Source organism: Nocardia wallacei, assembly GCF_014466955.1.
Lineage (GTDB): Bacteria > Actinomycetota > Actinomycetes > Mycobacteriales > Mycobacteriaceae > Nocardia > Nocardia wallacei.
The window spans coordinates 1,510,015-1,523,138 of the sequence record NZ_AP023396.1; the positions used below are offsets into that span (position 1 = coordinate 1,510,015).

Annotated in this window: 10 protein-coding genes; 8 read left to right on the forward strand and 2 right to left on the reverse strand. The window is 69.4% G+C overall.

What is annotated here, in order from left to right; all coding sequences use genetic code 11:
- Window positions 1-78 precede the first annotated feature (78 nt).
- Together moeZ and NWFMUON74_RS06960 are read left to right on the forward strand one after the other, a co-directional pair.
- Window positions 79-1,278 carry an adenylyltransferase/sulfurtransferase MoeZ gene (gene moeZ / locus NWFMUON74_RS06955; protein WP_187687134.1) on the forward strand — a complete coding sequence of 400 codons (1,200 nt, stop codon included), beginning with the start codon at window positions 79-81 and terminating at the stop codon, window positions 1,276-1,278.
- Between the two features lie 330 nt (window positions 1,279-1,608).
- Complete coding sequence (locus tag NWFMUON74_RS06960; RefSeq protein WP_187687135.1) at window positions 1,609-2,460, forward strand: TIGR02569 family protein; 852 nt, start codon at window positions 1,609-1,611, stop codon at window positions 2,458-2,460.
- Window positions 2,461-2,676: 216 nt separating this feature from the next.
- On the opposite strand, the gene NWFMUON74_RS06965 is transcribed toward NWFMUON74_RS06960, so the two are convergent.
- Together NWFMUON74_RS06965 and NWFMUON74_RS06970 are read right to left on the reverse strand one after the other, a co-directional pair.
- On the reverse strand, window positions 2,677-4,161 hold the full coding sequence (locus NWFMUON74_RS06965) for an MFS transporter (protein ID WP_187687136.1): 1,485 nt from the start codon (window positions 4,159-4,161) through the stop codon (window positions 2,677-2,679).
- A gap of 185 nt (window positions 4,162-4,346) precedes the next feature.
- Window positions 4,347-5,015 (reverse strand): FadR/GntR family transcriptional regulator, encoded by a 669-nt coding sequence (locus NWFMUON74_RS06970; RefSeq protein ID WP_187687137.1) that lies wholly within the window; start codon window positions 5,013-5,015, stop codon window positions 4,347-4,349.
- Window positions 5,016-5,080: 65 nt separating this feature from the next.
- On the opposite strand from NWFMUON74_RS06970, the gene NWFMUON74_RS06975 reads away from it, so the two are divergent.
- From NWFMUON74_RS06975 to NWFMUON74_RS07000, 6 genes are all read left to right on the forward strand, one after another.
- Window positions 5,081-6,316, forward strand: a complete 1,236-nt coding sequence (locus tag NWFMUON74_RS06975; protein WP_280393292.1) for a CynX/NimT family MFS transporter — start codon at window positions 5,081-5,083, stop codon at window positions 6,314-6,316.
- 293 nt (window positions 6,317-6,609) lie between these two features.
- Window positions 6,610-8,076: an MFS transporter gene (locus tag NWFMUON74_RS06980; RefSeq protein ID WP_187687138.1), complete on the forward strand. Its 1,467-nt coding sequence runs from the start codon at window positions 6,610-6,612 to the stop codon at window positions 8,074-8,076.
- A gap of 23 nt (window positions 8,077-8,099) precedes the next feature.
- On the forward strand, window positions 8,100-10,658 hold the full coding sequence (gene nirB, locus NWFMUON74_RS06985) for a nitrite reductase large subunit NirB (RefSeq protein ID WP_187687139.1): 2,559 nt from the start codon (window positions 8,100-8,102) through the stop codon (window positions 10,656-10,658).
- A gap of 65 nt (window positions 10,659-10,723) precedes the next feature.
- Window positions 10,724-11,119 carry a nitrite reductase small subunit NirD gene (nirD, locus tag NWFMUON74_RS06990; protein WP_187687140.1) on the forward strand — a complete coding sequence of 132 codons (396 nt, stop codon included), beginning with the start codon at window positions 10,724-10,726 and terminating at the stop codon, window positions 11,117-11,119.
- Window positions 11,116-12,345 (forward strand): uroporphyrinogen-III synthase, encoded by a 1,230-nt coding sequence (locus tag NWFMUON74_RS06995; RefSeq protein ID WP_187687141.1) that lies wholly within the window; start codon window positions 11,116-11,118, stop codon window positions 12,343-12,345. Before nirD ends, NWFMUON74_RS06995 begins: the two co-directional genes overlap by 4 nt.
- Window positions 12,342-13,061 carry a sirohydrochlorin chelatase gene (locus tag NWFMUON74_RS07000; RefSeq protein ID WP_187687142.1) on the forward strand — a complete coding sequence of 240 codons (720 nt, stop codon included), beginning with the start codon at window positions 12,342-12,344 and terminating at the stop codon, window positions 13,059-13,061. The genes NWFMUON74_RS06995 and NWFMUON74_RS07000 overlap by 4 nt, the downstream gene beginning before the upstream one ends.
- The last annotated feature ends 63 nt before the right edge of the window (window positions 13,062-13,124 follow it).

Here is a 13,124-nt window from a genome sequence, read left to right on the forward strand (position 1 = left end):
CGATGGACGGGGAAGAACGGCCCGATTCGCGGTGTTGCACGGGTGTAATCGGCGAATTCGATTCGAGGAGTCCAGGACGTGTCATCACCACAATCCCTGCCGCCGTTGGTCGAGCCGGCCGCGGAGCTGACCAAGGATGAGGTCGCCCGCTACAGCCGTCACCTGATCATTCCGGATCTGGGCGTGGATGGTCAGAAACGACTGAAGAACGCCAAGGTGCTCGTGATCGGCGCGGGCGGCCTGGGTTCGCCCGCGCTGCTGTATCTGGCCGCGGCCGGCGTGGGCACGCTGGGCATCGTGGAGTTCGACGAGGTGGACGCGTCGAATCTGCAGCGGCAGATCATTCACGGCGAATCCGACATCGGCCGCAGCAAGGCCGACAGCGCACGGGATTCGATTCTGGAGATCAATTCCGGAATCGACGTGCGGCTGCACAAGATTCGGCTGGAGCCGGAGAACGCGGTGGAGCTGTTCTCCGAATACGACCTCATCGTCGACGGCACCGACAACTTCGCGACCCGCTATCTGGTCAACGACGCGGCGGTGCTGGCGGGCAAGCCGTACGTGTGGGGTTCGATCTACCGGTTCGAGGGCCAGGTGTCGGTGTTCTGGGAGGACGCCCCGGACGGCCCGGACGGTGAGAAGCGCGGCATCAACTACCGCGACCTGTACCCGGAGGCGCCGCCGCCGGGCATGGTTCCCTCCTGCGCCGAGGGCGGCGTGCTGGGCGTGCTGTGCGCGTCGATCGGTTCGATCATGGTCACCGAGGCGATCAAACTGATCACCGGGATCGGCGAGACGCTGCTGGGCCGCCTGATGGTCTACGACGCACTCGACATGAACTACCGCACGATCAAGCTGCGCCGCGACCCGCAACGGCAGCCCATCACCGAGCTGATCGACTACGACGCCTTCTGCGGCGTCGTGTCGGAGGAGGGCCAGGCCGCCGCAGCGGGGTCGACCGTCACCGCACGCGAGCTGAAGGACATGCTCGACACGGGCAAGGACGTCGCGATCGTGGACGTCCGGGAGCCGGTGGAGTGGGACATCGTGCGCATCGATGGCGCGACGCTGATTCCCAAGGACCGCATCCTGTCCGGCGAGGCGCTGGCCGAGCTGCCGCAGAACCGCCCGATCGTGCTGCATTGCAAGACGGGCATCCGTTCGGCGGAGGCGCTGGCGGCGCTGAAGAACGCGGGCTTCTCCGACGCGGTGCACCTGCAGGGCGGCATCATCGCCTGGGCCAACCAGGTCGATCCCTCGCTGCCCGTCTACTGACCGGGCTATCCGCACCTTGTGCCCGGACGGGGCGCGAGGTGCGCTCGGCCCCGTTTCCCGCGCTCGGGAACCGGCCGGTACGGAAGGTCGATATCGCGTATATTTGCCCTGCTACCAACGGAATTCGGATGTGGACGGCAACTCGCCGGTGCGGCCGAGCGGTAACCGGGCAATTGCGCAGGACCTATTACGAAGTCCCGCGGCACCTGTCCGTGCGGCCTGACACGCGAAGAGGCGGGTTGGCAACGCGGAGAGGCAGGTTAGCTCGTGCTGATCGCTACCTCGGCGCGGCTTCCTGGGTGGACATTGGTCCGGGAGTACGGTACGGCCGTGACTTCTGTGGAACCTCCCGAGCATGTTCGGGCCACGTTCGGTCTTCGCGAGGTGACGCCGGTCGCGCTCGGCGACTGGGACGGCGGATGGCGCTGCGGCGACGTGGTGCTGTCCCCGGTGGCGGATCATGCCCGGGCCGCCTGGTCGGCCAAGGTCCGTGAGACGCTGCAGGTCGACGGCCTGCGCGTGGCGCGGCCGGTGCGCGGCACCGATGGCCGCTACGTCGTGGCGGGCTGGCGCGCGGACACGTTCCTGGAGGGCACCCCCGAGCCACGGCACGACGAGGTGGTCTCGGTGTCGCTGCGGTTGCACCAGGCCACGGCGAAGCTGGAGCGGCCGCGGTTCCTGATCCAGCAGCCCATCGCGCCGTGGGTCGATGTCGACGTGTTCGTCGCCGCCGACCGCGCCGCCTGGGAACCGGTGCCGCTGCGGAGCCTGAAGGTGGGCGGCATGCTGCCGTCCACCTCGCCCGACGGCCGGCGGAGTCTGGAGCTGCTGACCCAGCTGGCCACCCTGCGCAAGCCCGTGCACACCCCGGCCCAGCTGGTGCACGGCGATCTGTTCGGAACCGTGCTGTTCGCCGGGACCTTCACGCCGGGTCTCACCGATCTCACCCCCTACTGGCGGCCCGCACCGTGGGCGGCGGGAGTGATCGTGGTGGACGCGCTGTCTTGGGGCGGGGCCGACGACGGACTGATGGAACGCTGGTCGGATCTGCCCGAGTGGCCGCAAATGGTGTTGCGCGCGGTCATGTTCCGGCTCGCGGTCCATGCGCTACATCCGCGCTCCACTCCGGAAGCCTTCCCCGGACTCGCCCGCACGGCCGATATGACGCGCATGCTGCTCTGAGCGGAAACCCTTGGCGCACAGCGCGAGACATAGCCGGAACGAGACGACTCGGCCGCGGGCCGCCTCGCTTGTCGCGCGAGCGGGCGGGCACGGACGCCGACGGCAGGGGGGACGACGGCGACCGTGCCCTGGAGATCCGGCTTGGTCAGGACCGGATCGGTCGGTGGCACAGAGCGATACCCGCGCATTTGATCATCTGTCCTGGCCCCCGAAGTGTTACACCCGGGCGTAGGCCAGTGACGGTGCCCGGCGCAGCGCGAACGACGACCGGAGATAGCACCACCAGGTCAGCCCGGCCATCGCGAGGAAGGCCACCGCGTAGGCCCAGAAGGCCGGCGACATGCTGCCGAAGTGGTTGTTGGACAAGCGCAGTGCCTGCTGCAGCAACCAGCCGCCGGAGGCGCCCACCGCGCCGATCACGCCGATCGCCGCGCCCGCCTGCCGCTTCGCCGAGATCAGCGCCGTCGCGGTGTCCTCGCCCGCCTCGCTGGCGCGCCGCTTGGATTCGGCGATGAAGATCGACGGAATCATCCGGTAGGTGGACCCGTTGCCGATCCCGCTGAGCACGAACAGCAGCAGGAACGAGATCAGGTACAGCGGAAAGCTTTTCGCCGACAGCGCGGCCATGATCAAGACCGTCGACACCGCCATTCCGGCGAACACGTACAGCGTGATCCGGCCCCCGGTCAGCTTGTCGGAGATCCAGCCGCCGAAGGGCCGGCTCATCGAACCGACCAGCGCCCCGAGGAAGGCCAGGTTGCCGATCGTGCTCATCCAGCCGATCTTGGCCAGGTCGGGGAAGTTGGCCTTGAGCAGCGTCGGGAACGCGAAGGAGAAGCCGATGAACGAGCCGAAGGTGCCGATGTAGAGCACCGCCATCACCCAGGTGTGCGGGTTGGTCAGGGCCAGCCGGTACGACCGGCCGTCGGCCTTGGCCCCGGTGATGGAGTCCATGTGGCGCAGCGCCCCGGCCATCGCGACCAGGATGAACGGAATCCACATCAGGGTGGCGAGGGTGATGCCGAAGCGGTAACCGCCCGCGTCCTCGGCCATCAGGTGGGTGCCGAAGGTGATGATCAGCGGCACGAACAGCTGAGTCTGCGCGACGCCGAGATTGCCGCCCGCGGCGTTGATGCCCAGGGCCGCGCCCTTCTTGCCCTCCGGGAAGAAGAAGTTGATATTGGCCATCGACGACGAGAAGTTGCCGCCGCCCACTCCGGCGAGCGCGGCCAGCAGCATGAACACCCAGAACGGCGTGCCCGGCTGATTGACGAACCACGCCAGGCCCAGCGTCGGCAGCAGCAGCATCCCGGCGCTGAACACGGTGAACGCGCGGCCGCCGAAGCGCGGGATGGCGAAGGTGTAGGGAATCCGCAGCGCGGCGCCGACCAGCGTGGGGGTGGAGGTCAGCAGGAGCGAATTGCCCACCGCGACCGGATCGCCCTTGCCGAGCCCGGCCAGGAAGTCGAAGCCGGCCGGTCCCATCGCGGTGACCACGCTCGCCCACAGCACCCAGATGCTGAAGCCGAGGTTCTCGGCGAAGACCGAGAAGAGCAGATTCTTGCGCGCGGTCCGCTTTCCGCCGCTCTCCCAGAAGCTTTCGTTGTCCGGTTCCCAGTGGTCCAGCCACCGCCCGCGGGTCTGATGCTGGAAGGTGGCGGGGTCCGGACCGGTGCGTACCGCGGCGTCGGTGGTGGTCATCGGCGCTTCCTCTCACGAAGGGGATGACCGCCGCCCTCATCACGGTGTCACCGATACACGTCCGCGCCCGGTGCTCTCGGCGGTCGCGTCCACCGTACGAATGTGGCGTTACACACACGTCGCGCGAGATGACGGGCCGGGCAATTCACGCTCACCCGGGCGCGGGCCGCGCGGTGACGACTCGTTTACTTGTCCGGATACTCGGCGATCAGCGAGCCGAGGAAGCAGTTGGCCGCCCGCGCCGCCCGCTCGGGATCGCCGTCGATCACGGCGTGCACCAGATCGGCGTGCTCGGTGTGGAACGAGTCGCCGGATTTGGCTGTGCGACTGCGGATCCCGTCCTCGATCACCGGGAGCAGGGAATCGTAGAACTCCAGATACACCGCGTTGTGGCTGGCCACCACGATGGCCCGGTGCAGTTCCACGTCGGCCTCGATGGCGGCCGGATTCTGTTCGTCCCACGCCTGTCGGCGCTCTTCCAGCAATCGCAGCAGAGTGGCGATGTCGGTGTCGTCGCGGCGCTGCGCCGCCAGCCGGGCGGCCTGGGTGTCGAGGGCCTGGCGGAGTTCCAGGACGTCGCGCTCGACGGCGTCGGCGAAGTACTTGCCAAGGGCGCCACCGAGATCGGACGTGGCGATCACGTAGGTGCCGGACCCTTGACGGCGCTCCAGCATGCCGGCGTGCACGAGGGCCTGCACGGCCTCCCGAACGGTGTTGCGCCCGGTGCCGGTGAGTTCGGTCAGCTCCGGCTCGGTGGGAATGCGGGAGCCGACGGGCCAACGGCCGGAACGGATTTCGGCACGCAGCTGCTCGGTGACCTGAGCGATGAGACTGGTGCGTCGGACGGGCTGCACGCTGAACAGAGTACCCCTGCTCACAATCTTTGCGTCCGATCATCCAATCATCCTATGATTTTTCCGTGACGGTAACCGTTGAGCACACCACCACCGAGGTCCGCCGCCGCTCGCTGATCGAGGGGCGGCTGCTCGTGCTCGCCGCCATCCTCATGTCGGCGTTCACACTGCGCCTCGCGGTCACCGCCTTCACCCCGCTGGCCGAGCGCATCGGCGACGACATCGGCTACTCGACGGCCGTCGTCGGCGTATTCGGCATGATCCCCACCGCCATGTTCGCCTTCGCCGGGGTGCTGACGCCGGTCTTCGTGCGCCGCCTCGGCCTCGAGCGCACCGCGCTCGTGGCGATGCTGATGGCCGGTGCCGGCCAGCTGACCCGCGCGATCGTGCCCGACACCTGGGAGCTGCTGGCGCTCTCGGCGCTGGCGCTGGCCGGGATGGGCATCGGCAACGTGGTGATTCCGCCGCTGGTCAAGCGGTATTTCGCCGACCATCTGGCGGTGTTGAGTTCGCTGTACATCACCATGGTGCAGCTGGGCACGGTGGTGCCCGCGCTGATCGCGGTGCCGGTGGCCGACGCCGCGGGCTGGCGGGCGTCGCTGGGACTGTGGTCGCTGCTGGGATTCGCGGCCGCGCTGCCGTGGCTGGGAGTGCTGCGCGGGCGGCGCGGGCACGATCGGGCCGATCGCACGGCGCTTCCGGGTGGCGCCCAACGCGCTCCCGGCAAGGTGTGGCGTTCGCCGGTGGCGTGGGGGATGGCCGGGATGTTCGGCATGACCTCGCTGAGCACCTATGCCATGTTCACCTGGCTGCCCAAGATCTTCTCCGACGCCGGTGCGTCCGCGGCCTTCGGCGGCACCATGGTCGGCGTCTTCTCGATGATGGGCCTGGTCGCCGCGCTCACCGCGCCGAGTGTGACCGCGCGCGTGCGCAACCCGTTCCCGATCGTGATCGGTTGTGCCGTTTGCTTTTTCGTGGCGTTCGGCGGGCTGCTGACGGCGCCGATGGCGGCGCCCTGGCTGTGGGTGGTGCTGCTGGGGCTGGGCCCGAGCACCTTCCCCATGGCGCTGACCCTGATCAACCTGCGCACCCGCACCCAGGCCGGTTCGGCCGCGCTGTCGGGGTTCACCCAGGGCGTCGGTTACACGGTGGCGTGCGTGGGTCCGTTGCTGTTCGGCGTGCTGCACGACCTGACCGGCGGCTGGGGCGCGCCGTTCGCGCTGCTGTCGGTGGCGGTGCTGGTGCTGCTCGCCGGGGCGTGGCAGGCGTGCAAGCCGCGGATGCTGGAAGACACCTGGTGACGAATTCACCGTAGGACTTGCCGACCGGTGAGGTGTGGGCCAAGATGTTGGCCATCGGCAAGCGGGTGTGGCCCAAAACACTTGCCGCCGTTGATCTCACCGACCGGTCTTCGTCCGGTGGGCGCTTCTTGACGCGCTGAAACCGTTGTGTCACACGGACGAAACATAAGGCGGGTTCTCACGGGCGCCGCCCGATAATCGTGAGCAACCGTTGATTTGGCGGTCATTTCGCGCAGCATCGGCGCAATACCCGTTTCCTACCTTGGGGCCATCCCGGAATTCAGGAGGCCTTGGTGAGCACGCTGACGCGCAGTCACGATATCGAGCATTGGGATGCCGAGGATGTCGACGCTTGGGAGGCGGGCGGCAAGAACGTCGCCCGCCGCAACCTGATCTGGTCGGTCTTCGCCGAGCACATCGGGTTCTCGGTGTGGTCGATCTGGTCGGTGATGGTGCTGTTCATGCCCGCCGACGTCTTCCACATCGACACCGCGGGCAAATTCTTCCTCGGCGCGGTCCCGACGCTGGTCGGCGGCGTGCTGCGGATTCCCTACACGGTGGCCACGGCCAAGTTCGGCGGCCGGAACTGGACCATCTTCTCCGCGCTGGCCCTGCTGGTGCCGGTGCTGCTGACGCTGTACTTCGTCAACCAGCCGGGCACCTCGTACACGACGTTCCTGATCGTGGCGGCGTTCGCGGGTCTGGGCGGCGGCAACTTCGCCTCCTCGATGGCCAACATCAACGTCTTCTACCCGCAGCGGCTCAAGGGCTGGGCGCTGGGCCTCAACGCGGGCGGCGGCAATGTCGGCGTCCCGGTGATCCAGCTGATCGGCCTGGCCGTCATCGCCACCCTGGGCAGCGCCTACGGGCACGCCTCGATCGTGTGCCTGGTGTATCTGGTGCTGGTCGTGACCGCGGCCACCGGCGCGGCGCTCTACATGGACAACGTGCGCAACCAGAAGGCCGACTACTCCTACATGATCACGGCCCTGAAGGTGCCGCAGTCGTGGGCGATCGCGTTCCTCTACATCGGCACGTTCGGCTCGTTCATCGGATACAGCTTCGCGTTCGGGCAGGTGCTGCAGGTCAGCTTCGTCGCCGGGGGCGGCAAGCCCGCCGAGGCGGCGCTGCACGCCGCGCAGATCGCGTTCATCGGCCCGCTGCTCGGCTCAATCGCCCGGCCCTACGGCGGCAAGTGGGCCGACCGGTTCGGCGGCAGCCGGGTCACGCTGTACAGCTTCGGCGCCATGACGCTCGCGACCATCGCGGTCGCCGTGGCCAGCGCGGTCGCCGACGGCAACAACCACGTGCCCACCGGCGCGGTGATGGCCGCGATGGTGATCGGCTTCATCGCCCTGTTCGTGGTGTCGGGCATCGGCAACGGCGCGGTCACCAAGATCATCCCGTCGGTGTTCGACGCCAAATCCCGTAGCCTGCGGGTGGATTCGGCCACCCGGGCGGCCTGGTCGCAGAACACCTCGGGGGCGCTGATCGGTTTCGTCGGCGCGATCGGCGCGATCGGCGGCGTCGGCATCAACCTGGTGCTGCGCTCCTCCTACGCCTCCACCAAGTCCGCCACCACCGCGTTCTGGGTGTTCATGGCGTTCTACCTGGTGTGCGCCGCGGTGTGCTGGGCGGTGTTCCTGCGCCGCCCGAGCGCGCGGCGGCGGCCCGAGCCCGATGTCGTGGTGGAGGCCGAGGCGTTCGTCCTCGAGGCCGAACTCGATTCCCCGTCCGCCAACCGTCGGCCCAGAGCCTGACCAGAACCATTCGGAGGACAGAGATGAACCCCACTGTGGAACCCGCGCAGCGCAAGACCGTGGTGGTCGTCGGTCACGGCATGGTCGGCCACCGCTTCGTCGAGGCCCTGCGCTCGCGCGACACCGACGGCCGCTGGCAGGTCGTGATCCTCAGCGAGGAACCGCGCCCGGCGTACGACCGCGTCGGCCTGTCGTCCTATGTCGGCGCCTGGGACGCGGACGCGCTGGCGCTGCCCGGCAACGAGTACGCCGGTGACGCGCTGGTGGATCTGCGGCTCGGTGTCGCCGCGGAGAACGTGGACCGCGGCGCCCGCAAGGTCACCACGTCCACCGGTGACGTGATCGGTTACGACGCACTGGTTCTCGCGACCGGCTCGTACGCGTTCGTGCCGCCGGTGCCCGGCCACGACCGGCCGGAGTGCTTCGTCTACCGCACTATCGAGGACCTCGACGGCATCCGGGCGGCGGCCGACGCGGCGGGGCCGGGCGCGGTCGGCGTGGTGGTCGGCGGCGGCCTGCTCGGACTGGAGGCCGCGAACGCGTTGCGGCTCATGGGCATTACTCCGCACGTGGTCGAGTTCGCGCCGCGGCTGATGCCGGTGCAGGTCGACGAGGGCGGCGGCGCGATCCTGGAGCGACTGGTCACCGATCTGGGCCTGCACGTGCACACCGGCGTCGGCACCTCGGCCATCGAGCCCGCGGAAGACGGTGCGGGACTGCGGGTCACGCTGTCGGACGAGTCCACCATCGACGCGTCGCTGGTGGTGTTCTCCGCCGGTGTGCGCCCGCGCGACCAGATCGCCCGCGACGCCGGACTGGAGGTCGGGCCGCGCGGTGGTGTGGTCACCGACCTCGGGCTGCGCAGTTCCGACCCCAACATCTACGCCGTCGGTGAGGTGGCGGCCGTGGAGGGCACCTGCTACGGCCTGGTCGCTCCCGGCTACACCACCGCGGAGATCGTGGCGGACCGGTTGCTCGGCGGCGCAGGGGAATTCCCCGGCGCGGATCTGTCCACCAAGCTGAAGCTGCTGGGTGTGGACGTGGCCAGCTTCGGCGACGCGCACGGCGTCACCGAAGGGGCGCTGTCGGTCGTGCTGCACGACGCGGCCAAGGGCACCTACGCCAAACTCGTTCTCTCCGACGACGCCAAGACCCTGCTCGGCGGCATCCTGGTCGGTGACGCGTCGCAGTACGCGGCGCTGCGCCCGCTGGTCGGCAGCGAACTGCCCGCCGAGCCCGCGGCCCTGATCTCGCCCGCCGGTGCCGAACTGGGCGCCGACGCGCTGCCCGACGAGGCGCAGATCTGCTCCTGCAACAACGTGTCCAAGGGCGCCATCTGCGGCGCCATCGCGGACGGGGCCTGCGACATCCCCGGCATCAAGAGCTGCACCTCGGCCGGAACCTCCTGCGGCGGTTGCGTTCCCATGCTCAAGAAGCTGCTGGAGCAGTCGGGCGTGGAGATGTCCAAGGCGCTGTGCGAGCACTTCGAGCAGTCGCGCGCGGAGCTGTTCCAGATCGTCCAGGTCACCGGCATCCGTACCTTCTCCGAGCTGATCACCAAGCACGGCAGGGGAACCGGCTGCGACATCTGCAAGCCGACCGTCGCCTCGATCCTCGCCTCCACCTCGAGCGACCACATCCTCGAGGGCGAACAGGCCGCGCTGCAGGACACCAACGACCACTTCCTGGCGAATCTGCAGAAGAACGGCACCTATTCGGTGGTGCCGCGGATGCCCGGCGGCGAGTGCACGCCCGAGCAGCTGATCGAAATCGGGCAGATCGCAAAGGATTTCGGCCTCTACGTGAAGGTCACCGGCGGCCAGCGCATCGACCTGTTCGGCGCGCGGGTCGAGCAGCTGCCGAAGATCTGGCAGCGCCTGGTCGATGTCGGCATGGAATCCGGGCACGCCTACGGCAAGTCGCTGCGCACCGTGAAGAGCTGCGTCGGGTCCACCTGGTGCCGCTACGGGCAGCAGGACTCGGTCGGCATGGCGGTGCTGCTGGAGAAGCGGTACCGCGGGCTGCGGTCGCCGCACAAGCTGAAGCTGGCCGTGTCCGGGTGTGCCCGCGAATGCGCCGAGGCGCGCGGCAAGGACGTCGGCGTCATCGCCACCGAGAACGGGTGGAACCTGTACGTCGGCGGCAACGGCGGGCTCACGCCCAAGCACGCGGTGCTGCTGGCCGGCGACCTCGACGACGAGACGCTGATCAAATACATCGACCGCTACCTGATGTTCTACATCCGCACCGCCGACCGGCTGCAGCGCACCGCGCCCTGGCAGGAGTCGCTGGAGGGTGGCATCGAGCACGTCAAGCAGGTCGTGTGCGAGGACTCGCTCGGCATCGCCGACGAATTGGAGGCCGCCATGGCCCAGCACGTCGCCGGGTACAAGGACGAGTGGTCGGCGGTGCTGGAGGACCCGGAGAAGCTGTCGCGGTTCGTGTCCTTCGTCAACGCGCCGGATCAGAGCGACCCGACCATCGGCTTCGACGACAGCGGTGAGCGCAAGGTGCCGGTTCTGCTGGGTATGCCCGAGGTGCCGGTCGGCCGCCCCGCCGCGAGCGCCACGCACGGGAAATAGGCGCGTAATCGCCTGGAAACAGGATGCCGGTACCAATAGGTAGGGCGTTCGGAGGAGAGTTACCGATGACCGTGATCGACACACCCGGTATTGCTCAGGTGACCACCGCAGGGTGGACCTCGGCCTGCCGCCTCGACTATTTGATTCCCGGCCGCGGCGTGGCGGTGTTGCTGAGAGGCGGCCGGCAGGCCGCGCTGTTCCTGCTGCCCGACGGCAGCCTGTACGCCGTCGGCAATATCGACCCGTTCGGCCGCGCCGCGGTGATGTCGCGCGGCATAGTCGGTGATCGAGGCGGTGTGCCCGTGGTGGCGTCGCCGCTGCTCAAGCAGGCGTTCTCGCTGCTCGACGGGCACTGCCTGGACGACGACTCGACGGGCCTGCCGGTGTATGCCGTGCGCGTGGTCGACGGTGTCGTGGAGGTTTCCGACGAGCCGGTGGACTGTACCGGGGACACGCCATGAGCGTCGCGGTTCCGAATTCGAACGCCGCCTGCCTGGACGGCTTCACCATCGGCGTCACCGCCGCGCGGCGCGCCGACGAACTGGCCACCCTGCTGACTCGGCGCGGGGCGAACATCATGGCCGCCCCCGCGATCCGGATCATTCCGCTGGCCGACGACAACGAGCTGGAACGGGTGACCAGGCAGCTGGTCGAGGATCCGCCGCAGGTCACCGTCGCCACCACCGGTATCGGGTTCCGCGGCTGGATGGAGGCCGCGGAAGGGTGGGGCCTGGCCGAAGATCTGCGCACGACGCTGGGCTCCACCCGCCTGCTGGCTCGCGGCCCGAAGGCCAAGGGCGCCATCCGGGCCGCCGAACTGCGCGAGGAGTGGTCGCCGGCCTCGGAGTCGTCGGCGGAGGTGCTCGACCACCTGCTCGCCGAGGGCGTGGAGGGCACGCGGATCGCGGTGCAGTTGCACGGTGCGACCACCGAGTGGGAGCCGGTCCCCGACTTCTGCGAGGTATTGCGTTGCGCCGGAGCCGATGTGGTGCCGGTGCCGGTGTATCGCTGGATTCCGCCGGAGGATCCGACGCCGCTGGACCGGATGATCGAGGCCATCGTCACCTCGGCGCTGGACTGCGTCACCTTCACCAGCGCCCCGGCGGTGGCCTCGACGCTCATGCGCGCCAAGGAAACCGGGCTGCTGGAGGCCGTGCTGCACGCCTTCCGCGCCCGGGTGCTGCCCGCATGCGTCGGGCCGATCACCGCGGCTCCGCTGGAGGAGCTGGGCGTGCCCACCACCATGCCCGGCCGGGCGCGACTGGGTGCGCTGGCCCGGCACGTCGCGGAGGAACTGCCGCGGCGCGCCAACCGGATTCACGCCGCGGGACACATCCTGAGCGTGCGCGGCGGCTGCGTGGTGGTCGACGGCCAGGTGCGGCAGCTGGCCCCCGCGCCCATGGCGCTCATGCGGGCGCTGGCGCGACAGCCCGGACGGGTGGTCTCCCGCGAGGACCTGCTGGCAGCGCTGCCCGGCGGTGGCGACGACACGCACGCGGTGGAGACGGGCATCGCCCGGCTGCGTGCCGGTCTGGGCACGCCGAAGGCCATCCAGACCGTGGTGAAGCGTGGCTACCGGCTCGCGCTGGACCCCGCCGAATGCATCGACAACAACCCGCGCCCGCCGGTCGGCTACGGCCCGTCGCTGCGCCCGCAGGGCCCGGCGCCCATGGCGGGGGTCTGGTGAGCGGTCCGGCCCTGGTGCTCGTCGCGCACGGCACCAGGAGTTCGCGCGGCGTGGAGATGATCGCCGATCTGGCCGCGGCGGTGTCGCGGGAGCTGGGTGCGGGCATCGAGTCGCCACCCGTGGTGCGCACGGCCTTCGTGGACGTGCTCGGCCCCTCACCCGCCGAGGTGCTGCGTGACCTGAATTCCGTTCCCGCCGTGCTGGTTCCGGCCTTCCTCGCCTCCGGGTATCACGTGTACCAGGACGTGCCGCGCGAGGTCGCCGAGAGCGGGCACCCGTCCGTCGCGGTAACCCCCGCGATGGGCCCGGACCCCGCCCTCGCCCGCATCATGCGGGTGCGGCTGCGCGCCGCCGGCCGGCGCCCCGGTGACGCCGTGGTGTTCGCCGCCGCCGGTTCGTCCGACGCCCGAGCCCGCCACGACGTCCGCCGTGCCGCCCGCCTGCTGGCCGACGACCTCGACGCCCCCGTGCGAGTCGCCCACATCGCCACCGGCGAGCCCCGAGTCCCCGAAGTCGTTGCCTCCCTGCGCGACTCCGGCTCCCGCCGAGTCTTCATCGCTTCCTACCTACTCGCCCACGGCCTGTTCCACCAGCGCCTGCACGACTGCGGAGCAGACGGCGTAGCCGCCCCCATCGGAGTCCACCCCGCCGTAGTCCGCCTCCTGGCCGACCGCTACCGCACCGCCGCAACCGAACTCACCCGCACCGCGGCTTGACCCTCGCAGAGGCTCGTCCGCGGCATCCGTCATCTCGCCGTCAGTGGAGCTGTCGTCGGTTTC